General features: G+C 68.1%; 22 protein-coding genes. 10 read left to right on the forward strand and 12 right to left on the reverse strand.

Features of this window, described 5'->3' with window-relative positions:
- Nucleotides 1–163 precede the first annotated feature (163 nt).
- The gene (locus tag ACFQQC_RS07305; protein ID WP_376861174.1) at nucleotides 164–670 is read left to right on the forward strand and encodes a thioredoxin family protein; all 507 of its coding nucleotides are present in this window, start codon (nucleotides 164–166) and stop codon (nucleotides 668–670) included.
- 165 nt (nucleotides 671–835) lie between these two features.
- A complete protein-coding gene (locus ACFQQC_RS07310; RefSeq protein ID WP_376861176.1) occupies nucleotides 836–1,006 on the forward strand; it encodes a hypothetical protein in 171 nt (56 codons plus the stop codon).
- Nucleotides 1,007–1,013: 7 nt separating this feature from the next.
- Here ACFQQC_RS07310 and ACFQQC_RS07315 read toward each other — a convergent pair whose 3' ends face one another.
- Genes ACFQQC_RS07315 through ACFQQC_RS07330 form a run of 4 tightly spaced genes read right to left on the reverse strand, consistent with a single transcriptional unit; the run spans nucleotide 1,014 to nucleotide 5,493 of the window.
- The gene (locus ACFQQC_RS07315; RefSeq protein WP_376861178.1) at nucleotides 1,014–1,685 is read right to left on the reverse strand and encodes an alpha/beta fold hydrolase; all 672 of its coding nucleotides are present in this window, start codon (nucleotides 1,683–1,685) and stop codon (nucleotides 1,014–1,016) included.
- A gap of 11 nt (nucleotides 1,686–1,696) precedes the next feature.
- Nucleotides 1,697–2,998, reverse strand: a complete 1,302-nt coding sequence (locus tag ACFQQC_RS07320) for a CitMHS family transporter (RefSeq protein WP_376861180.1) — start codon at nucleotides 2,996–2,998, stop codon at nucleotides 1,697–1,699.
- A gap of 24 nt (nucleotides 2,999–3,022) precedes the next feature.
- Complete coding sequence (locus ACFQQC_RS07325) at nucleotides 3,023–4,429, reverse strand: OprO/OprP family phosphate-selective porin (protein ID WP_376861182.1); 1,407 nt, start codon at nucleotides 4,427–4,429, stop codon at nucleotides 3,023–3,025.
- Entirely contained in the window at nucleotides 4,426–5,493 is a 1,068-nt protein-coding gene (locus ACFQQC_RS07330; RefSeq protein ID WP_376861184.1) for an ABC transporter substrate-binding protein, read from the reverse strand. The genes ACFQQC_RS07325 and ACFQQC_RS07330 overlap by 4 nt, the downstream gene beginning before the upstream one ends.
- A gap of 101 nt (nucleotides 5,494–5,594) precedes the next feature.
- On the opposite strand from ACFQQC_RS07330, the gene ACFQQC_RS07335 reads away from it, so the two are divergent.
- From ACFQQC_RS07335 to ACFQQC_RS07370, 8 genes are all read left to right on the forward strand, one after another.
- Nucleotides 5,595–6,260 (forward strand): response regulator, encoded by a 666-nt coding sequence (locus tag ACFQQC_RS07335; protein ID WP_376861186.1) that lies wholly within the window; start codon nucleotides 5,595–5,597, stop codon nucleotides 6,258–6,260.
- Nucleotides 6,250–7,635, forward strand: coding sequence for a sensor histidine kinase (locus ACFQQC_RS07340; protein ID WP_376861187.1), 1,386 nt, complete (start codon nucleotides 6,250–6,252; stop codon nucleotides 7,633–7,635). The genes ACFQQC_RS07335 and ACFQQC_RS07340 overlap by 11 nt, the downstream gene beginning before the upstream one ends.
- A 399-nt stretch (nucleotides 7,636–8,034) precedes the next feature.
- Nucleotides 8,035–8,592 carry a hypothetical protein gene (locus ACFQQC_RS07345; RefSeq protein ID WP_376861189.1) on the forward strand — a complete coding sequence of 186 codons (558 nt, stop codon included), beginning with the start codon at nucleotides 8,035–8,037 and terminating at the stop codon, nucleotides 8,590–8,592.
- 257 nt (nucleotides 8,593–8,849) lie between these two features.
- Complete coding sequence (locus ACFQQC_RS07350; RefSeq protein WP_376861191.1) at nucleotides 8,850–9,629, forward strand: hypothetical protein; 780 nt, start codon at nucleotides 8,850–8,852, stop codon at nucleotides 9,627–9,629.
- Between the two features lie 76 nt (nucleotides 9,630–9,705).
- Entirely contained in the window at nucleotides 9,706–10,500 is a 795-nt protein-coding gene (locus ACFQQC_RS07355) for a hypothetical protein (protein ID WP_376861193.1), read from the forward strand.
- A gap of 123 nt (nucleotides 10,501–10,623) precedes the next feature.
- A complete protein-coding gene (locus tag ACFQQC_RS07360; RefSeq protein ID WP_376861195.1) occupies nucleotides 10,624–11,475 on the forward strand; it encodes a hypothetical protein in 852 nt (283 codons plus the stop codon).
- Nucleotides 11,476–11,561: 86 nt separating this feature from the next.
- Nucleotides 11,562–14,129, forward strand: coding sequence for a hypothetical protein (locus tag ACFQQC_RS07365; protein ID WP_376861197.1), 2,568 nt, complete (start codon nucleotides 11,562–11,564; stop codon nucleotides 14,127–14,129).
- A 14-nt stretch (nucleotides 14,130–14,143) separates the two neighbouring features.
- Entirely contained in the window at nucleotides 14,144–15,046 is a 903-nt protein-coding gene (locus tag ACFQQC_RS07370) for a hypothetical protein (protein WP_376861199.1), read from the forward strand.
- Between the two features lie 18 nt (nucleotides 15,047–15,064).
- Here the strand turns inward: ACFQQC_RS07370 and ACFQQC_RS07375 are convergent, their stop codons facing one another.
- From ACFQQC_RS07375 to ACFQQC_RS07410, 8 genes are all read right to left on the reverse strand, one after another.
- A complete protein-coding gene (locus ACFQQC_RS07375; RefSeq protein WP_376861200.1) occupies nucleotides 15,065–15,496 on the reverse strand; it encodes a hypothetical protein in 432 nt (143 codons plus the stop codon).
- A 138-nt stretch (nucleotides 15,497–15,634) separates the two neighbouring features.
- Nucleotides 15,635–16,015 (reverse strand): GDSL-type esterase/lipase family protein, encoded by a 381-nt coding sequence (locus ACFQQC_RS07380; protein ID WP_376861202.1) that lies wholly within the window; start codon nucleotides 16,013–16,015, stop codon nucleotides 15,635–15,637.
- On the reverse strand, nucleotides 15,955–16,434 hold the full coding sequence (locus tag ACFQQC_RS07385) for a hypothetical protein (RefSeq protein WP_376861204.1): 480 nt from the start codon (nucleotides 16,432–16,434) through the stop codon (nucleotides 15,955–15,957). Before ACFQQC_RS07385 ends, ACFQQC_RS07380 begins: the two co-directional genes overlap by 61 nt.
- 2 nt (nucleotides 16,435–16,436) lie before the next feature.
- Nucleotides 16,437–17,618: a lipid-transfer protein gene (locus ACFQQC_RS07390; protein ID WP_376861206.1), complete on the reverse strand. Its 1,182-nt coding sequence runs from the start codon at nucleotides 17,616–17,618 to the stop codon at nucleotides 16,437–16,439.
- A gap of 25 nt (nucleotides 17,619–17,643) precedes the next feature.
- Nucleotides 17,644–18,006, reverse strand: coding sequence for a MerR family transcriptional regulator (locus tag ACFQQC_RS07395; protein ID WP_376861208.1), 363 nt, complete (start codon nucleotides 18,004–18,006; stop codon nucleotides 17,644–17,646).
- Between the two features lie 3 nt (nucleotides 18,007–18,009).
- Entirely contained in the window at nucleotides 18,010–19,359 is a 1,350-nt protein-coding gene (locus ACFQQC_RS07400) for an MFS transporter (protein WP_376861210.1), read from the reverse strand.
- Nucleotides 19,360–19,411: 52 nt separating this feature from the next.
- Nucleotides 19,412–20,662 (reverse strand): serine hydrolase domain-containing protein, encoded by a 1,251-nt coding sequence (locus tag ACFQQC_RS07405; RefSeq protein WP_376861212.1) that lies wholly within the window; start codon nucleotides 20,660–20,662, stop codon nucleotides 19,412–19,414.
- The gene (locus ACFQQC_RS07410) at nucleotides 20,655–21,398 is read right to left on the reverse strand and encodes a TetR/AcrR family transcriptional regulator (protein WP_376861214.1); all 744 of its coding nucleotides are present in this window, start codon (nucleotides 21,396–21,398) and stop codon (nucleotides 20,655–20,657) included. The genes ACFQQC_RS07405 and ACFQQC_RS07410 overlap by 8 nt, the downstream gene beginning before the upstream one ends.
- Nucleotides 21,399–21,433 lie beyond the last annotated feature (35 nt).

The following is a 21,433-nucleotide window of genomic DNA, read 5'->3' on the forward strand; positions in this document are numbered from 1 at the left end:
GCCTTCCGCCCCGTTGGCGATGGCTCCGCGCTCCAGTCGCGCATGGGCCTGCAAGCGCGAGCGCAGCTTGACCGGCGCCCCGATTCCATGGCGAAGCAGGTTTACGGCGCGGGGGCATCGCTGGGATGATCACCGATGGATGCGCCGCCTTGGGGAGCCGCCGGTGAAACATATAGCCCTGATCGCAACGGCAGCCCTGGCCCTTGGCGCATGCGCCTCCACCCCCGCCTCCGCACCGGCGTCGGCGGCCAAGCCGGAGGCCCGCTCCTATCTGGTCAGTGAGAACGCCTCCGCCGATGTGGACGCCGCCCTCGCTCGCGCGCAGGCGTCCGGCAAACGCGTCCTGCTGGTGATGGGCGCCAACTGGTGCAGCGACAGCCGCGCCCTCGCCGGCTGGCTGGAGACCGATCGCTTCGTCGACCTGATCGAACGCGAATACGAACTGGTCTTCGTCAACATCGGGATGCCGAGGACCGGTGACGGGCACAATCTCGGCCTCGCCCGTCGCTTCGGTCTGGCGGAACTGCCGGGCCTGCCGAACGTGCTGGTGCTGACCGGCGACGGGGTTCTGGTGAACCCGACGACCGCGACCGGCTGGCGCGACGCCGGAAGCCGGACGGGCGATGCGATCTACGACGAGCTGGCGACCCTGGCCGACACCCCGGCGTAACCTCGCCAAGCCGCCAGCGCCGCGGGACGGAGCGTCGGACCCGTCCTCCGCCTGCGACATCGATGGGAGACGAGGTCTCCAATCCATGGCAGGCTGCCCCCCGCAGACGCCCACGATCAGGTTCCGACCACAATGAACGCCGCCGACGGCCTTCGAGATCGATTGATGACCCTCTGCCTGGAGTACGCCCGCCTGGGATCGGGCGTGCCGGGCCGTTGGTACGAGGACCGCGCCGCCCTGCGGCTGGAGGCGGCTGCGGTCGGGCGGCAGGATTTCGTTGAGGCCCTCGACGCCCTGCCCGGATCCAGCGGCCGGTCGCCGTACTGGATCCTCTAGGCGCCAGTCAGGCGCCCGCGTCCTGGCCGATCAGCCACTGACGCAGAAGCGCGGTCGTTTCCCCCGGTCGCTCGATCGGCGCCAGATGGCCGCACGACTTCAGGACATGGAAGCGCGCGCCGGGGATCCTGTCCGCCAGTTCCCGCGCGTCGTGCGGAAGGCAGATGCGGTCGCGGTCCCCGACAGCGACGAGCGTCGGAACCCGGATCGCCTCGATCGCGGGCCCCAGATCGGGCCGGGCCAGCAGGGCCTTCTGCTGGCGCGCGAACACCTCCGGTCCTACCCGCTCCGCCATGGCCTGGACGGGGCCGCTGACGATAGGCGTCAGCGTCGGATCCGCGTGCGGCGCGGTCGCCAGAAGCCCCTGCTCCGCCACGGTGCGCGGACGGGCGTTCAGCGTCGCCCGGGTTCCGAACAGGGCCAGTTGCAGGATCCGGTCCGGCTGCTGTCGGACCATCTCCAGCGCGACGTAGCCGCCGAGGCTGACCCCGGCGACCGCAAACCGCGGCGGGGCATGGGCCAGCACCCGCGCGGCCATGGCCGACAGACTGTCGTCAACGGTCAGGTCGCCGAGCTCGGGATGAACGATGTCGCTCAGGTCCAGCACCTGCCGCGCCCACAGCTGACCGTCGCAGGCCATGGCGGGAAGCAGGACCAGCGGGAAGGCGGAATGGATCATGGCGACCAGCCTCAGCCGATGAACGGGAAGGCGAAGACCAGCATGCCGACCACCGTCATGATCAGGCACACCACCGTCGCGGGGATCAGGGTGAACTTCTGGTGGTCGGCCAGGTCGATGCCGGCCAGGCTGACCAGCAGATAGGTCGACGGCACCAGCGGGCTCAGCAGATGAACCGGCTGGCCCATCAGGGACGCCCGGGCGATCTCCATGTGCGACACGCCATAGTGCGACCCGGCCTCGGCGAGGATCGGCAGCATGCCGAAGTAGAAGGCGTCGTTGGAGATGAAGAAGGTGAAGGGCAGGCTGAGCAGCGCCGTGATCGGCGCCATATAGGGTCCGAGCGCCGGCGGGATCATCGCCACGACCTCCTTGCTCATGGCCTCGACCATCCCCGTTCCGGACAGGATGCCGGTGAAGATGCCGGCGGCGAAGATCAGCGACACCACCGCCAGCACATTGCCCGCGTGGGCGGCGATCCGCTCTTTCTGATCCGCCACCCGCGGGTAGTTGATGATCATGGCCACGGCGAAGGCCAGCATCATCAGGATCGACAGGGGCATGATGCCCGAGACCAGACCCGCCAGCAGCAGGACGACGAGGGCGCCGTTCACCCAGCGCAGGTGCGGGCGGCGCGCTTCCGGGAACTGGGAGACAGCCATGCCCTCAAACACCGCGGGCTCGCGGGACACGACGTGGCCGAGACGACGACGCTCCTTCAGACCGAACCAGAAGGCCAGCCCCAGCAGAGCCGCCAGACCGACCAGCATGCCCGGGATGAGCGGAAGGAAGAGGGCCGCCGGATCAAGCTCCAGGGCCGAGGCGGCGCGGGCCGTCGGGCCGCCCCAGGGCGTCAGGTTCATGATGCCGCTGGTCGTCATCAGCAGGCAGCACAGATACAGCCGGCTCATGTCGAACCGCTTGTAGAGGGGCAGCAGGGCGGCGATCGTGATGATGTAGGTGGTGGACCCGTCCCCATCGAGACTGACGATGGCGCACAGCACCACCGTTCCCATGAGGATCTTCAGCGGGTCGCCGTGCACGATCTTCAGCAGCCGGTTGACCAGCGGATCGAACAGGCCGGTGTCGGTCATGATCGAGAAGAACAGGATGGCGAACAGCAGCATCACCCCGGTCGGCGCCAGGGTCTTGATGCCGTCGATCATCATGTCGCCGATGCCGGAGGCGAAGCCCGCGAACAGGGCGAACGCGGTCGGCACCACGATCAGGGCGACCAGCGGCGTCATCCGCCGGGTCATGATCAGCGTCATGAAGGTGGCCACCATCAGGAAGCCGAGCAGGGCGAGATTCATGTCTTTGTCCCGGGTGTGGTCAGATCAGAAGGTGACGGCGATGCGACCGGAAACGGTCTGGCCGTCGTCCTCGCCGGCATAGGCGCCGGCGGCGTTTTCGGTGCGCCAGTGGATTCCGTTGAGCTGGAACCGCGTGAAGGTGTTCAGATACCAGTTGGCGCCGAGGGTGACGGCCGATCCATCGGCCGCGCCGGGGATGCCGTTGAACTCCAGATGCTCGTAGCGGGCGGTCACTTCCAGCGCCCCCGACCCGCCTTCAAAGACAGGACGCAGGACCTTGGGCTGGCTGAAGCTGCCCGTCCGGGCGCTGTAGGGCGGCAGCTCGCCGGTCAGGAACCAGCCGCCGGACAGGCTCCAGGCGTCAGTGACGAAGTCGGGGCGACCGGCGTCAAGGCTGGCGTGGCGCTGGCCGAACTCGCCCATCACCCACAGCGGGCCGCGGTAGCCGCCCAGTTCAAGGCCGTAGCCGGTCGTGCCGGTCCCGCCCTGCACCGTTCCGCTGGTGACCCGAAGGGCGCCGTTGAAGCGACCGCCGATGACGGTGTTGCGCGTCAGGACGCCGGAAGCGCCGGCCGCCAGATCCTCGTCAAAACCCCAGGCGCCGAGGTGCAGCACACCGCGCGGCGTCTTGATCGGGTTGTAATGGACCCGCCCCAGGATCGTGCGGCTGTCGCCACTGGCCTGGGCGCCGTCGATCCGGTCGCCGCTGACATTCAGCGAGGCATGGCCCGACTTCCAGAAGACCCGCGGCATGACACCCATGCCGTAGAAGCCGCGCTGGGGAATGATCGCGGTCGCGACGACGGTGCGTTCGAGGAACGGCGTCGAATCCGACCCCGTCGCGCCCTCGAACGACCGGTCGTTGAACAGATGGCCGACACGGACGTCATAGTCGACGGAAGCGTTGATCCGGTCCCGCCAGCCGATGAAGGCGGTGACGACATCAACCTCGTTCTCCGAGAAATCCGCCTCGAACTGATAGAAGACGTGCGGGCCCACGCCGCCTTCAAGACCCATGCGCAAGGCGCGCATGCCCGTGCTGGTGATGTTGCGCGCGTCGTGGTCGGATCCGAAGGTCGAGCTGGCGTCCGCCAGGATCCGGCCGCGCGGCTTGAAGCTGTAGAAACCGTCCGCCGAGCGGAAGGTCGGCAGGCCGCTGCCCCACTCCGTCACCACGTCGGGCTCCTGCGCCACGGCGGTTGTGACGGGCGGCGCCGCGATCACCGTGGCGGGCGCGGCCCGGACGATCGTTTCGGAGGCGGTTCCGGCCTGCCGCCCCTCGAGCCTGTCCAGACGCGCGCGCAGTTCCGCGATCTCGGCCGCCTGCGCCCTGACGAGCTCCGCAAGCGCCTCCTGGCTCGGGGCCTGCGCCAGCGCCGGGCTGGCCATGAACAGCGCCAGCAGGGCGCAACCGTATCGGAGAGAAGTCATCGGGCAGCGGCCCCTTCGGCGAGGATGGCGTCCCAGTCCGCCAGGAAGCGGCGGCGTTTGACGGGATCGAGATTGACGAAAAGCTGGGGTCCGCCGCGGATGGGCCGGGCGCGCTCGGCCTCCAGCCCGCCCGCCGCCAGATCGGTCCGCACAGGCGGCAGCCACTGACGCGCCAGCAGGGCCTGGCCCTCGCGGGACAGCATGTGATCGAGAAACAGTTTGGCCGCCGCCGGATGGCGGGCGTCGCGCGGAATGAAGGCCACGCGCGACACGATCAGCGTATAGTCCTCGGGCAGGACCACGCCGATCCGGGCATCGGTCTCGGCCCGTTCGACCGCATAGGGCAGCAGGGCGTTGTAGGCGATCGCGGCGCGGCCTTCGGCCACGGCGTCGATCATCGGATTGGTCATGGCCGACAGCTGCGGACGGGTGGCGGCCATGGCCTGCAGCAGGGAGCGGGTGTCGCGCGTGATGGCGAAATCCTGCGTCAGCTGCAGATAGCCCAGGTTCGAGCGCGCCGGGTCATAGGTGATCACCTGGCCCATCAGGGCCTCGCGGCGATCCCGCAGCAGGGCTTCCAGCGCCTCGTGCGTGCGCGGCACCTGATCCGGCGCGATCAGGCGTTTGTTGTAGACGAAGCCGACCGGCTCGGCGGTGACGCCATACCCCATGTCGCGCCACACCGCCGACGCCGGCAGGGCCGACGCCTCGGGGCTGCGATAGCTCTGGGCGTAGCCGTCGTTGATCAGCTTGGCCTGGAGATCCATCGCGGACGACCAGACCAGATCCGCGCCGGGCCGCCCCGCGGCCGTCTCGGACAGGAAACGGGCGTTCAGCGCCGTGGAGTTGATGTCCTCATAGTGGATCGTGATACCGGGATGGCGCGCGCGGAAGGACTCGATGAGGGGCTGGACGGCGTCGGTGTCGGCATTGCCGTAGATGCGAAGCTCACCCTCGGCGTTGGCCTGACGGATCAGGGCCTCGCTGGAAGGCTGCATAAAATGAAGCGTCGCCAGGCCGATCAGGGCGACGCACAGCAGCAAACCGGCATACAAGATGCGCATTGTCTGGTTCCTCCCCGCTTCTCCGGACTCGCGTCCGGGGCGTTGTTGGAAGCCTGCGTAGTTGAGCCAAGCTGTCATTCACCTTTCATGGATCACCGGGCATGCGCATCCTGATCGTCGAGGACGACGCGCCGCTGGCGCGCAGCATCGTGACCCTGCTGCGCGGCGCCGGGCATGCGGTGGACCACGTCGAAAGCGGAGAGGACGCCCTGGTGATCGCGGCGGACGAGCCCTATTCGGTCATCGTTCTGGATGTCGGCCTGCCGGACATGGACGGCTTCACCGTGCTGGACCGGTTGCGCCGCCGCGGCGACCGCGTGCCCATCCTGATGCTCACCGCGCGCGACGCCCTGGATGACCGCGTGCGGGGCCTGGACCTCGGCGCGGACGACTATCTGCGCAAGCCGTTCGACACCGAAGAGCTGGAAGCCCGCATCCGCGCCCTTGGCCGTCGGCGCGGCGGCGATCCGACGCCGGAGATCGTCGTCGGCCTCCTGACCATCAACCGGTCGGCGGGCGAGGCGCGGATCGGCTCACAGGTGCTCGACCTCCGGCGGCGCGAGTGGGCCGTGCTCGAGACCCTCGCCTCCCGCGCCGGCCAGATCGTGCCGCGCGAGATCCTGCATGCCGAGGTGTTCGGCATCGATGAACCGGTGGGCGGCAATGCGCTGGAGGTGAACATCACCCGTTTGCGCGCCAAACTTCCCGCCGCGGGCCCGGTCATCCGCACGGTGCGCGGCGTGGGATATCTTCTCGATGAAGGCTGAGCTGCGCCCCGGCGGCCTCGCGCTGCGCAGCCGGCTGTTCGCGGTCATGCTGGGGCCGTTGCTCGGCGTGGCGGTCCTGCTCGGCGTTGTCGGCGCCACCCTGATCGGGGATGCGGTTCGCAACGCCGGCGACCGGGTGCTGGGCGGCGCGCTGGGCGCCATCGCCGAAACCGTCCAGGTCGAGCGTGGTGAGGTGACGCTGGATCTCCCGGCGGCGGCGTTCGGCATGCTGGAGACCACCGCCCGCGACAGCATCTACTACCGTATCGCGGTGGGAGACCGGGTTCTCACCGGCTATCCGGACCTGCCCCCTCCGGACATCGACGCCCTGACCCTGGACACGCCCAGCTTCCGCTTCGCCCGGTATCGGGGACAGGACATCCGCATCGCCGAGATGCGCCGCGACCTGCCCCGGATCGGCCAGCCGGTCGTCGTCCAGATCGCCGAGACGCTGGACAACCGGCACGCCACCTGGTGGCGACTGATGACCGCGCTGATGGTCGGCGAACTGCTGCTCATCGCCGTCGCGATGATCGTGCTGCGGCCGGCCCTGGGCTGGAGCCTCCGCCCGCTGGATCGCCTGCGAGGGGCCGTCACCGCCCGCGACACCCGCGCCGCGCCGGACCTGTCGCCGTTGGAGACGGGCCCGCTGCCGATCGAACTCAAGCCGCTGGCCGCGGCCTTCGACAGCCTGCTGGGACGCCTGGACGTGGCCACGGCGGGGGTCCGGCGATTTACGGCTGACGCCTCGCACCAGATGCGGACGCCCCTGTCCGTGCTGAAGGTTCAGGTCGCTCTCGCCCGGCGAGGCAGTCCCGACGCCCTGGATGAGATCGCCGAGGCCGCAAATCGTCTGGAGCATCTGGTCACCCAGTTGCTGGCGCTCGCGCGCGCCGACGAGGCGGGAGCCTCCCCCGAGCTTGAGCAGGTCAGCCTGCGCGAAGTCGCCTCCGCGGTCATCAATCGACGCATCGGTCAGGCGATCGACGCCGGCGTCGAGATCACCCTGGACGCTCCGGATCAGGAGATCACGGTCTTCGCTCACCGGACCCTGCTGTTCGAGATCGTCTCCAACCTCCTGGACAACGCTATCCGCTACAACCGCCGTGGCGGGCTGGTCGTCATCTCGATCCAGCACACCGCCGAGGCCACGCTGATCGCGGTCAGCGACGACGGCCCCGGCATCCCCGAGGCCGACCTGTCGCGACTGGGCGGCCGGTTCGTCCGGCTGGAAAGCAGTCGCGGGCGCGAGGGCAGCGGTCTGGGCTTCGCCATCGTCCAGTCAGCGTCCCAGAGGATCGGGGCCGGCGTGACGGTGGAGAACACCTCTCCAGGGCTGCGGGTCACGGTCCGGTTCCCGGGGACGCGGCCCTGAGCAACGCCGCAAGGTCCGGCCCGACGGCCCGGGGCACAGCGTCCCGAAACGGCACAGACCCTCCCCCACTCTCCTTTCGACACCGGTGCCGCCACGGCAGGCGCACGCGGCGTCCTGACGAAATCTGACAGTCGGCAGGGGGCCGGAGCCGTCGAATCCCCTACTCGCCTGAATAATCTAGGGTTATGTCGAAAAACGGCGCCCGATGTTCGCCGAACAGTGTTGCCATATCCTTGGTTTGGGCGTACGACCACGCTCGTTAAGAATTTGTTAACATCTTCCCTGGCCGCGCAAATGCGGTCCAAGCCGATCCATTCCGGGCGGCATGGTTCTTGGGAGGGAACCAGGGAAAGCCGTCTTCGGGCGGTTCCGCACAATGCGGATGTTGGGGGGTGGGGTATGTCGTTTTCAATCCATGGTCTCCTTTGTGGAGGCGCCCTGGGCTGCGTTGCGGCCCTGCTGTTCACCGGTGCAGCCGAGGCCCAGTCCCGGGCGGTGCAGGCGACGTTCTCCAAACTGGACGTTGTGCTGACCGGTCACATCCCTGACCGCTGTGAGCTGGCTGGCGGCGGAGAGATCAGCTTCGGCGAGCTCGCCGGGCGGAAAACCGCGGTGGCGCAGCTCGGCCTGGACTGCAACCTGCCCTTCGACATCGGACTGGAGTCCTCCAACGGAGGCCTGGCCCATGCCACCCTGCCGATGGGCCAGGGACCGTTCGCCGGCAACCTCGGCTATACCGTCAACCTTCGGGTGCCGACGCTTTCGCCCCAGCCCGCGGTCCTGCAGGGCGATTTCACCAGCGCGGAGCTGAAGACCCGTCGCACCCTCAGCAGTGGCGACGCCATCGCCGCAGGCGGAGCCCGCATCGAGTTCCGCACCCAGGATCCCACCGGGGCGGGCCTCTTGGCGGGAGAGTATTCGGAAACCTTTACGGTGACGCTGACCGCTCGCCTGTAAGCAGAATTCGCCCGATCAGGGATAGAATTCCAACATTATCGACCATCACTTCAGTAATCATCGCCTCACAAGGCAGATGGAAAAATCAACAATTCAGAATTCAGAATTTCGCCTGCTTGGAGATTCTTTCCAGTATTCGAGTAACGCTGGTTTTTCGTGTTGACTTGCTTGTTTACGCCTCGGTAACGTTTGGATCAGATCGGGGGGAGCCTGTCTCGATCGAAAGGCAATCCGCCAAATCAGACTGGAGAATTATCGTGAAACTCACTTCGCTTATCGTCGGCGTCGCCGCCGCCGCTCTCATCGCCGGCGCCGCTTCGGCCCAGGACATCAATCGCGGCCAGTTCGCTGGCGGCACGTTCCTGGGCATCCCGTACCCTGACCCTGGCCAGACCACGAACGTCGGTGGCGGCCTCGGTGGTGCGGCCAACCTGCTCAACGCCAACTGGTCCGGTTCGCCGATCTCGTCGTGGCACGCGCTGGGCAATGCGGTGGACAACAACGGCACGGCCGCGGGTTCGGACGGCGCCAGCTTCACCCTGACCGGCACCGTCTCGACCGACTGCGCCTACTACTCGGGCGACAACGCCACCGAGACCCTGAACTTCGGTCAGATCGGCATCTACGCCTCGGACAACACCGGGCCCGCCGCCGCCTTCACCATGGTCGATGACGCCGAACTCACCATCGACACCAACCTGGCCGGCTGTAACACCGCCAACACCGTCCGCATCCAGAAGACCGACCTCAACGGTCTCGTGAACGCCGGCGCCTCGGCCTACGACAGCAACGTCTTCCAGGCCAACCTGCCCTACTCGGTCACCGCCCGCTACGTCGCCAGCCCGGCCACCGGCGGTCCGGCCGCCGGCACCAACCAGACCCTGGTCGTCGCCACCACCGCGGACCAGAACTCCGCTCAGCACGGCGCCTGGAAGTCCGCGATGTCCCTCGACGTGAACATCCCTGTTCCCGCCAAGGCCCTCGTCGCCGGCTCCTACTCCGGAACCTTCGGCGTCACCATCAGCGCCGGACTGTAAGACCCGGCCAGGCTCCCCGGAACGCTTCCGGGGAGCCCAGGCCTGACCGTCCTTCTCTCATCCAAGGACCATTTCGATGAAGATCGTTTCGCTTCTCGCCGGCGTCGCCGCCGTCGCTCTCACCGCCGGCGCCGCTTCGGCCCAGGACATCAACTACGGCCAGATCCACCGCGCCTTCACCAACAGCAACGGCGTCTATCCCACCGCCGACTACGGCGTGGCCGGCTACGTCGCCTCCAGCAGCGGTTGGTCGCGTCCGAACAACCGCGCCAACGCCCAGAACAGCGCCGCCCAGTACGCCTCGTGGCATGCGACCGGCAATGCGGTGGACAACAACGGCACGGCCGCGGGTTCGGACGGCGCCAGCTTCACCCTGACCGGCACCGTCTCGACCGACTGCGCCTACTACTCGGGCGACAACGCCACCGAGACCCTGAACTTCGGTCAGATCGGCATCTACGCCTCGGACAACACAGGGCCCGCCGCCGCCTTCACCATGGTCGATGACGCCGAACTCACCATCGACACCAACCTGGCCGGCTGCAACACCGCCAACACCGTCCGCATCCAGAAGACCGACCTCAACGGTCTCGTGAACGCCGGCGCCTCGGCCTACGACAGCAACGTCTTCCAGGCCAACCTGCCCTACTCGGTCACCGCCCGCTACGTCGCCAGCCCGGCCACCGGCGGTCCGGCCGCCGGCACCAACCAGACCCTGGTCGTCGCCACCACCGCGGACCAGAACTCCGCTCAGCACGGCGCCTGGAAGTCCGCGATGTCCCTCGACGTGAACATCCCTGTTCCCGCCAAGGCCCTCGTCGCCGGTTCCTACTCCGGAACCTTCGGCGTCACCATCAGCGCCGGCCTGTAAGCGACCTGGACTGTCGCCCTACGGACGGGAGGGGCGCCCGCGTCCCTCCCGTTTTCTTTACGGTTACGCTTGTATCCGAGTTTCAGCGTTCGCCGAACGGTCGGCGTCGGAGGCATCACCACCATGTTTGAGGTTCAATCGCTCCTGCGGCGCCTGCGTCGTCCGGCCCTGGCGATGTTCGCGGTGATCGCCGGCCTGATGGTGATGACGGCGGCCGCATCGGCCATGCGCGTGGCCCCGATGGTCTCCGAGCTCACTACCACCGGCGCCGGGTCCACCGCGCGTATCGAGGTCGGCAACATCGGTTCGGCCGCCCTGCCCTTCGAAACCCGCATCACACGCATCGACTTCGACGAGAACGGCGAGCTGGTCGAAACGCCCGCCGATGAGGAATTCCTCGTCTTCCCGCCCCAGGGCGTGGTGCCGGTCGGTGGTCGCCAGGTGGTGCGCGTCCAGTGGGTCGGCGACGCCGAGATCGACGTGTCACGCGCCTATTACCTCTGGGTGCGTCAGCTCCCGATCGCGACAGATCCGGGCCAGATGCAGGACGGCGGCGCCGTCTCGGTGTCCGTACTCTACACGATGAAATCACTGATCGTGGTGGCGCCCCCGGGGGCCCAGGCCAGTGTTGAAGTCCTGTCCGCCCGACCGACGATGGTCACGCCGCCGACGCCCGAGATTGATCCGAGCCTGACGCAGGGCGTCGCCCTGCCCGCCCCCGTCGCGGAGCCGGGTCTCGAGATCGTCGTCGCCAACACCGGGAAACGCTACGCCCTGATGAGCGGCGCCACCTGGAACATCGCGGGCACAGACACCGCTGGCCAACCCTTCACACTTGTCATGACGGGCCAGCAGGTCGCCGAGACGGTCGGCGTGGGCTACCTCGCCCCCGCCGGCGGCCGGCGGACCTTCAGGATCCCGACCGGCGTGAGCCTCGATCCGGACCAGCCCGTCTCGGTACGGTTCACGCGATGAAAGCCCGGGGGGGACTTTTTCTGACGGCGGGGGTCGCGGCGGTTCTGACCGCCATACCCGGCAAGGAGGCGTGGGCGGACTCCGCGGTGGAGTACGCTCTCGCGGGCCTGTCGCGCGCCGCGCCCATGCTGGACAGCCCGCTCGCGCTCCTCCGCCCGCAGGAGCCCGTTACACAGGATCCCCCTCCGCCCACACCGACGCCCGCCCCCTCTACGCCCCCCCCTTCTCCTGTGCAGGAGCCGGCGGCGCGGCCGAACATCAATCCCTACGATCGCGACATCGCGATCACCGTACCCCTCAATTTCAACCGTCAGGTTCTGGGCGAACTGCCGGTGCTGCTGACCCGGGATGATCGCTTCATCGTCGAGAGCAGCAGCTTCCAGACCCTGATCAAACCCCTCCTGACCGACGAGGCCCAGGCCGCCCTGGCCGCCTCTCTCGAGGGCGTCGAGTCCTTCGCGCCCGAGGAGATCAACGCGACCGGGATCCAGCTCGACTATGATCCCGAGCAACTGGCCGTGCTGGTCCTGCGCATCGACCCGCACCTGCGGCTGCCCGCCATGCTCTTCCGTCGCGGGACGCCGGATGCGCCCGAGCAGGCGCCGGAGCCGTTCAGCGCCTACATCAACGCCAATGTCGCCCTCTCCCGTCGCATGTCGAATGGTGATGTCGAGACGCCCAGCCTCTTCCTCAACGGGGCGATCCGCTACAAGTCGCTGGTCCTCGAGGCCGATGTCCAGGGGCGCGAGGACCGGTTCACCGGCGAGTACGAGATGCAGCGCCGCTATGCGCGTCTGGTTTTCGATCAACCCGAGGATTTCCGGCGCTGGTATCTGGGCGATCTGGATCCCGAGACCCGGGGCCGGCAGGGTTTCGTGGAGCTCGGCGGCCTCGGCGTCGCCCGGCAACGCCGACGGTTCGAGCCCTTCCGCAACAATGTGCTCGCCGGCACCCGGCAACTGGTCCTGCAGGAAGAGTCGACGGTGCGCATCCTGCGCAATGGCGTGTTCGTGCGCGAATTCCGCCTCGACCCCGGCCAGTACGACCTCAGCAACCTGCCGCTCGACACCGGCAGCAATGACGTCCAGCTCGAGATCCGGGGCCAGTCCGGCGCGGTGGAGCAGGTCAGCTACAGCGCCTATCTCGACAGCATCGACCTCGAGCCCGGCGACTATGAGTACGGCGCCTATCTGGGCGTCACGAACAACGGCTTCTTCGGCTCGCCGGACTATTCGGGGGGCGACATCGCCTTCACCGGCTACTGGCGCAAGGCCTTCATCAACCGGCCCGCGCTCGGCCTTGGCCTGCAGGCCTCCGAGCATGTCCAGACCGCGACCGGCCAGACGCAGTTCATCCTCGACAACGGGTCGCGCATCCAGCTCGACCTGTCCGCCAGCCAGAGCAACGACGTCGGCGCCGGCTATGCCGCCGCGGTCAGCTTTGATCACATCGTCGAGCGTGACGGCCTGGCCGACAACTGGACCGTCGTGGCCGAGTTCGTGTCCGAGGACTTCTCCAGCCTGGGCAACCGGTTCGGCAACAACCCCACATCCTGGTCCATCAGCGGCGGCTATTCCCGACGCCTGAACATCGACTGGGTGGCCACCGTCAGCGGTTCCTACCGGATGAGCCGTGACGCCGCGCGCGGTGACGCCTGGACGCTCAACGCCTCCACCACCTATCGTTTCAGCCCCGAGTGGAGCGCCCAGTTCGGTCTGGAGTACACCGATTTCGAGCAGACCGGCCCCTTCAGCGCCTTTGACGGCGACGGGGTCGGGGCGACCTTCGCCCTGATCTGGACGCCGCGCTACGACCGACGGGCCGAAGCCCGCTACAACTCGGCCCGCAACTCCGGCAGCCTGCGTTTCCAGCAGTCGCCCGAGAACCGCGTCGACAGTTTCGGCTACTCCCTGGCCTCCACCTACGACGACGGCGCGGGCTCGCTCTCCGGCCAGGTCGACTATTCGTCCAACCGCTTCGACGCCACCCTCGCCCACGCCGCCTTCGGCCGCGACATCAGCAATATCGCCGAGGAACAGGTGACCAGCCTGCGGATCGGCTCGTCGCTCGCCACCACCGGCGGCCGCTGGGCGATCGGCCGGACGATCAGCGACAGCTTCGCCATCGTCTATCCGCACGAGAGCCTGCGCAATGGCGACGTGATTGTCGGCGAAAGCCTGGAAGGCGGGCGCTACACCGCCCGCAGCGGCGCCTTCGGTCCGGCGCTGTCGAACGTACTGACCTCCTATGTGAACCAGTCGATCCGCTACGACGCCCTCAACGCGCCGACCGGCTACGACGTCGGCGACGGCGTCCGGCGCGTTCGGCCCACCTATCGGTCGGGCTATGCGATCGAGGTCGGCAGCGCCGCCTTCGTCAGCGCCCTGGGGCGTCTGCACGGCAACGGCGACAGGCCGCTGGCCCTGATCTCGGGCCGCGTCCGCAATCTCGACGACCCCACGGCCGAGCCCGAACTGTTCTTCACCAACTCCGTCGGTCGCTTCGCGGTCCAGAAGCTGGAGCCCGGCAAGCGCTACAGGGTTGAGCTGTTCACCAACCCGGCCCAGGGTTTCGAGTTCACCGTTCCCGAAGACAGCGACGGTCTTCTCGATCTCTCGACCGTCCGCGTTCCGATCGAGGTCGTTCAAGAATGAGAGGCAGGATCCCCATGCGCTTGCGACATTCCCTGTTGAGCGGCCTCGGCGCAGTCGTCGCCGGTGTCGTCCTTGTGGCCGGTCCCGCGCAGGCGGACTGCACGCTCTCGATCCAGCCCGCCCTCGATCAATGGCTGATCCAGCACGATCCCTTCGCGGGCGACAGCCTGCAGCGCCAGTTCGACGTGGCTGTGGTCAACCTGGGCGATACGCCCTGCGTCGGCCGGATCGGCGTCGATCTGCGGGGGGAAGCCTTCGGGCTGACCAAGCCGGGCGACGACGCCCAGATCGCCTACGCCCTGATCGACGAGCGCGGCGGCAATGACGTCACGCCCCGCACCGGCCAGAGTTCGCGACGCCTGAACGCCCAGCCCATAAGTCTCGCCGGCGGGGATCGCACCCTGGTGCGGTTCACCTTCGCGGCGGACACCGAAGCCGGCATGGGACAGGGCGTCTATTCCCAGACCGCCTATATCTCCGTGGCCGACGACAATGGTCTTCCGCTGGCCGAACATCCCGTCAGCCTGGCCATCAATGTGATCCCGGCGGCGGTCATGGGCCTGAAGGGCGAGTTTCAGCGGGTCAACGGCGTCGCCCGCATCGACTTGGGCGAACTCACCCCCGGTCCAAAGACGCTGGGCACCTCGCTCTTCGTCCTCAGCACCGGCGGCTACCGGGTTTCGGTCCAGTCGTTCAACCAGGGCCGCCTGCGCCAGGGCGCGACCGAATGGTACGTCAACTACGGCCTGTCGGTGGGGGCGTCGACGATCAACCTCGCCACGGGCGGCGATATCGAGGTGGTGTCGAACCGCCCGCGCGCGGACGACTACGCCCTGACGGTGAACATCGGTGACGTCAGCGGTCGTCGCGCCGGTCAGTACACCGACGTCCTCACCCTGACGGTCGCGGCGCTGTAAGGCGCCGCGAAGCAGGTCTCAGATCGGCTGGATCATCAGGGACAGGACCAGCGGCTCGTCGAGGTCGACCTCTTCGAACTGGTAGTCCACCGTCCGGATCGTCGCCATGTTCGAGCGGCGCAGTTCCTGCTCGCCCGAGCGGGACAGGGAGATGGTGCGACCGCCATAGGCCAGGCTGGCCTTCTCGTTGGCGGCCAGCGGGCGATAGCTGGCGGACACCGTGAAGCCGCCCGGGCTGTTGCAGGCCTCCACGACAGACCCGGTGCGTCCCTCCGCGGCCAGAACCGTGCCCGCCGGACGGACCCAGCAGGCGACCGGAACGGTGGCGGTCAGGCGATAGGTGCTTCCCGCCTGGCCGTCAGCGGCCTGCGCCGCGCCGGTGGCCAGAAGGGTTGTCGCGGCCACGCCGAAGGTCAGGGCGAGCGCGCGGATGGAACGGTTGCGGGTCATGGGACACCTCTGCATCTTGCAACCTCAACCTAACCGCGCACGCCTTAAGGTCTGGCGATCAGACAGGCTTAGCGCATGGTGTCCGAACAGGCTGAACAGGCGTTAAGAGCTTGCGGATGCGCGCGCCCGCGTCGCCGATCAGCGGTTCAGGGCGGCGTCGAGGGCGGCCTCGGCGAGCGGACGCATCTCGCGATACCCCTGTCCCGTCGGGTGGACGCCATCGCGGGTCAGATCGCTCTTCAGGGCGTTCTCGCCATCCGCCAGCACGGCGAAATAGTCCGCCAGCCCCAGCCCTCGGCGCGCGGCCAGGGCCCGCACCTCGGCGTTCAAGGCCACCACCCGCCCGCGCGGATCCTGCACCGCCGGCGCCCAGGGCAGTCCCGTGACCGGCGTCAGCGTGCCGAGCACGACCTCGATCCCGTGCGCCCGCGCCAGATCGACCATGGCGTTGATGGCGTTCAGCAGATCCCCCGGCGTGGTCGGCCCGGTGTTGCCCGCGACATCGTTGACCCCGCACACATCAGGTGAACCCCGCGCGGCTTCAGCGCGATGACGTCGGGCGTGAAGCGCACCAGCATCTGGGCGCTGGTCTGACCGCTGATCCCGCGATTGACGATCCCGCCGGTGAACAGATCCGGCTGGGCGATGCGCCACATCTCGGTGATGGAATCGCCCATGAAGACCACCTCGGCCTTCTGTCCGGCCAGGGCCGCATTGTCCTCGCGATAATAGCCGAGGTTGGCCCAGTCGGTCTGCCGCTGAAGCGCCTTTCGCCGCTCGCGTTCCGCCGCCTTCTCCGGGTCCGACAGCGCGGCCAGCAAGGCCGCGTCCATCTCGCCGTCCGCCACATAGGCCGTCGCGAAGGCGAGCGCGTCCGAGGGCGCCCCGCCGTTGCCGGGCAGGCTGTCGACCATGCCGACGGGTGCGTCCTCCGCCATGCTCAGGCCCGTCCGTAGAGGGTCACGACGCAGGCGCCGCCCAGACCCAGATTATGCTGCAGGGCGAAATCCAGATTCTCGACCTGACGCGCACCTGCTGTCCCGCGCAACTGCTGGGTCAGCTCGAAACACTGGGCCAGGCCCGTCGCGCCCAGCGGATGGCCCTTGGACAACAGGCCGCCGGACGGGTTGACCACATGGTCTCCGCCATAGGTGTTGCGGCCGTCGCGGATATAGGCCTCGGCCCCGCCCTCCCCGCACAGGCCCAGCGCCTCGTAGGAGATCAGTTCATTGGCCGAGAAGCAGTCATGCAGTTCGACCGCGCCGATGGCCTCCGGACCGACGCCCGCCTGCTCATAGACCGACCGCGCCGCCTCACGGGTCATCTCATAGCCGACAACGCTCATCATCGACCGGCCGGTGAAGGTCTCGGCATAGTCCGTGGTCATCGACTGGCCGAGGATGGCGACTGTCGCATCGAGTCCGTGCTTCGCGGCGAAGGCCGGCGAGACCAGCACCGCCGCTGCTGCCCCGCAGGTCGGCGGGCAGGCCTGATAGCGGGTCAGCGGGCCATACAGGTGTTTCGACGCCATCACCTCCTCGAGGCTGATCGGCTCGCGGAACAGGGCCAGCGGGTTATTGGCGGCATGGCGGCGAGCCTTGACCGAGATCAGGCCGAACACCTCGTCCGGCGCGCCGTAGCGGGCCTGATAGTCGAGGCCCGCCCCGCCGAACTGCTGGGCCACCAGAGGCGCGGCCTCGTCCTTGCCGAGGATGGCTTCCTGCGTGGTCAGATGGTGGTCCAGCGTCCGCTTGCGATCATTGAACACCGCCCCCAGCGCGCCGGGCAGCATCTGTTCGAAACCGAAGGCCAGAACGCAGTCCACCACCCCCGCGTCGATCATCTGACGCGCCAGCCACAGGGCGGTCGAGCCGGTCGCGCAGTTGTTGTTGACGTTGACCACCGGAATCCCGGTGCAGCCGACGCGGTACAGGGCCGACTGGCCCGCGGTGGAGTCCGCATAGACATAGCCGGCGTAGGCCTGCTGGATCTGCTCGTAGCCGACGCCCGCATCGGTCAGGGCCTGCCGGATGGCCTGTTCGGCCATGACGTCCCAGTCGGCGCTCTGGCCCGGTTTGGCGAACGGGATCATGCCGACGCCGGCGATCAAGGCTCGGGTCATGGTTCAGCTCCGTTGGAGGACAGGATCAGGCGGCGTCGCGGCGGGCGCCGGTCGGGGTCGTCGCCAAGGCGGCGGTCACCCCGGCCAGCTGGTCGCGCAGCTCGTCGGCCTTGCGCTGAAGGGTCTTGCGGATGCTTCCCTCGCGCCGGGCGGGCGGCTCGCCCAGCACCTCGCGGACGGCCTCGAGAGGCACGTCGCACCGGCGCAGCAGGGCGATGATCGCGGCCTGATCGCACTGGTCGGGGGTGAACAGCCGCACCCCGTGCGCCGCCCGGTGCGGCCGGATCAGGCCCAGCTCCTCATAGTGGCGCAGCGCCCGGGGCGTGACCCCCGTCATGGCCGCCAGCCGCGAGATGCTGACCACCGCGTGCGGGCTGGAGGCGGCCATGGCTCAGACCGCCTCGGTGGGGGCGGCTTCGGGCAGGGTCTCCGCCACCGGACGGGGCGCGTTCCGCATGGCGAACCAGTAGGCGATCAGGGAGATGATCCCGGTCACCACGCCGAGCCAGGTCAGGATCAGACCCAGACCGTTCGGACCGTCCATATAGCCGGTCATGGTGACGATGATCGCCGCCGTGATGGGGCCGCCGACAATGGTGGCGACCAGCTTCAGCCCGGCCAGGCTGATGGCGCGTTCCTCGTTGGGAATGAGCACGGCGATGGCCGCCGAGTTGACCAGATTGACGATCGTCCCGCCGACCAGCAGCACGAACAGCACCAGCCCGAAGCCCAGCAGCGTCGGCATGATCGGATAGGCGCTGGCCGGGATGCTGATGGCCGTGGCGATCACCGCGGGCACCAGAATGCCGCCGCGCATCTTCAGCTTCTGGCCGGCGTCGGCGCTGAAGCCGCCGATCAGGGAGCCGACGATGCCCGAGACGAGGATCACCAGCCCGACCCAGCCGGTCTGGGCCGGGGTCTGATCGTACTGACGCACCAGCACCGAACCGATCCACAGCGCCGCCGCGCCCTCGGCCAGGCCACCGGCGAAATTGCCGATCAGCAGCGGGCCGAGGAAGGCCTTGCGGTTCCAGAAGGCGCGGATCGTCGGCCCGATGGCGACGCTGGTCTGCTCGACCTCATAGCGCTTGGGTTCGCGCAGCAGGAACAGGGGCAGGACCAGCAGGCCGGCCACCACGCCGACAACCAGATGCGACGCCCGCCAGGCCGGCATGCCGGGGAAGATCGACAGCGGATTGGCTTCGAAATAGCCGAACAGGCCCGCGCCCACGAAATAGGCGGCCGCCGCCCCGGCCCAGGCGCCCATGGACACCAGCACCATCACCCGTCCCCGCTTCTCGGGCAGGCAGACGTCGGCGAGGATCGAAACCAGCACGGGGAAGGCCGTGCCGGCGCCCACGCCCGCCACGAAGCGGGCCGCGAACAGGCCGTAGAAGTCCTGCACGAAGGCCGTGCCGATGGTTCCGATCGCCCACAGCGAGGCGAGGATGAGCAGCAACCGGACCCGCACCCCGTGGTCCACATACCAGGCGATGGGCAGGGCGAGGATGGCCACCGGAATGGCCGTGGCCGTGCCGACGATCAGGGCCAGCTGCATGTCGCTGAGGCCCAGCTCCAGCTTGGCCGCCTCCTGGATCGGGGCCAGCAGGCCGCCGACGGTCAGGGCCGAGAACAGGGTCAGGGTCAGCAGCCAGACCACGCCCCACTTCGTCCTGCGAAACAGATCGGGCGCAGGACCGACGGGACCGGCGGCGTCGCCGGCGGCATCCACAGTGGTCATCTTCGTTTCCTCGGAAATGCGGACCTTCAGGCCCGTCTGTCGTTGGTGAAAATCAGAGCTCCGGCCGGGTCAGGGCCGTGTAGGTGAAGGTGCGGGCCTTGGCCCGGAACTCGCCCGAGATCGGGTCGGCGAACCGCTGGATCAGGCCGACGAAGACCAGGTCGTTCTCCGGATCGATCCAGAACCAGGTGCCGCCCATGCCGCCCCAGGCCAGCGTCCCCCGCCCCTCGGTCGAGCCCAGACGGCGCGGGTCCTTCATGACCGAGAAGCCCAGCCCGAAGCCGAACGCCGGGTTGAAGGGCAGCAGCCGCAACGGATTGGTCGTCGCTAGAACCGCGTCAGGGATGACATTGGTGGCCATCAGCTCGACCGTCACCGGCGCCAGGATCCGCGCCCCGTCCAGTTCGCCCTTGTTGAGGATCATCTGGGCGAAGCGGGCGTAGTCGCTGATGGTCGAGACCAGCCCGCCGCCGCCATCCTCGAACTCCGGCGGCGCGGTGAACGGATTGATCGGCGCGCCGAGCACCTCCTCGACCTCCTTCAGACCGCCCTGCTGGTCGTCCTGATAGAAGGTCACCAGACGGTGCTGGTTGTCGGCGCGGGTCTGGAAGGCCGTGTCGACCATACCCAGCGGGGCGAAGATGCGCTCCTGGATGAAGTCGCCGAACGACTGGCCCGAGATCCGGCTGACGATCACGCCCAGCAGGCCCGAGGCGACCGAGTAGAACCACTCCGTCCCCGGCTGGAACATCAGGGGCTGGGCCGCGAGGCTGTCGATGAAGGCCTTGTCGCCCTCGGGCCGGGCGATCCGGTTCTCCAGATAGGCCTTCTCCAGCGGGTGGAAGTCCGGGAACAGGCCATAGGCGAAGCCGGCGGTGTGGCTCATCACCTCGCGCATCGTCGGCGGACGTTTGGCGTCCTCAACCAGCATGCTCCCGTCCGGACCGACGCCGGCGAACACCTTCAGATCAGCGAACTCCGGAACGAACTTCGTCACCGGATCATCGAGAACCCAGTGGCCGTCCTCGAACAGGATCATCATGGCCGTGGCCGCGATGGGCTTGGTCATGGAATAGATGCGGAAGATGGCGTCCGTGCTCAGCGGCGTCTGGCCACCCAGCTGGGCCGAGCCGTGCGTCTGCTGCTCGACCACCTTGCCGTGGCGAAGGATCAGGGTGGAGACACCCGCGACCCGACCGGTCCCGACCATGTCCTCCATATAACGGTTGAGCTTGTCCAGCCTGTCTCTGTCGAAGCCCAGCGCCTCGGGCCCCGCGACTGGAAATCCGGCGAACTTACGCATCGGCATTGTTCCGTTCCGCGGCGCGCTGCTGGCAGATGGCCATGAAGCCCCCCGCCATGAATTTGGCCATGCGCGCCTTGATGGCCTCGAAGTCCTCGGACTGGCACAGGCCGCCGGACAGGTGATCGATCCGGCCCGTTCGCGCCAGGCTCAGGGTCAGGGCGCCGGTCACGAAATGGTAGCCCCAGAAGATGTCTTCCTCGGCCGCGTCCGGCATGGCTTTCTTCAGCAGATCAATCAGTTGCAGGACAACCGGATCGAAATTCGCCCACATCAGCTCGGCGCCCCAGATCGGGGTGTTGTTCAGCTGGCCGCCCAGTGCCCCATAGTTCCGCCAGCCCTCGCCGCCCTCGATGTAGAGGTTCAGGTCGGTGTCCAGAAACGCCCGCAGCGCCCCCTCGACGGTCGGATGCTCCCCCGTCTCCTCGGCATAGCGGTTCATCGCCTCGACCCGCCGCCCGATGGTGATCGGCGCCCGCCGCTTCACCACCTGCTCGAACAGGTCCTGCTTGTCCTTGAAATAATAGTGCATCAGCGAGGTGTGCACCCCGATCTTCTGCGCCACGTCCTTCAGGGTCACGCCGTACATGCCGTGCTTGGAGAACAGCTCCTCGGCGGCGTCGAGCATCTGCTCCAGGCTCTCGGCGCGCTGCTCGGCCTTGGAGCGGCCCTTGGGCTTCGCCGGGGTCTTGGCCGACGCGGCCTTGCGGCGGGTCGTGGCGGGTTTGGCGGTCACGGCAGGCTCCTGCGGAATCAGTTCCGCAGAGGATC

This window comes from Brevundimonas sp. GCM10030266, from assembly GCF_042666595.1.
Classification (GTDB): Bacteria; Pseudomonadota; Alphaproteobacteria; order Caulobacterales; family Caulobacteraceae; genus Brevundimonas.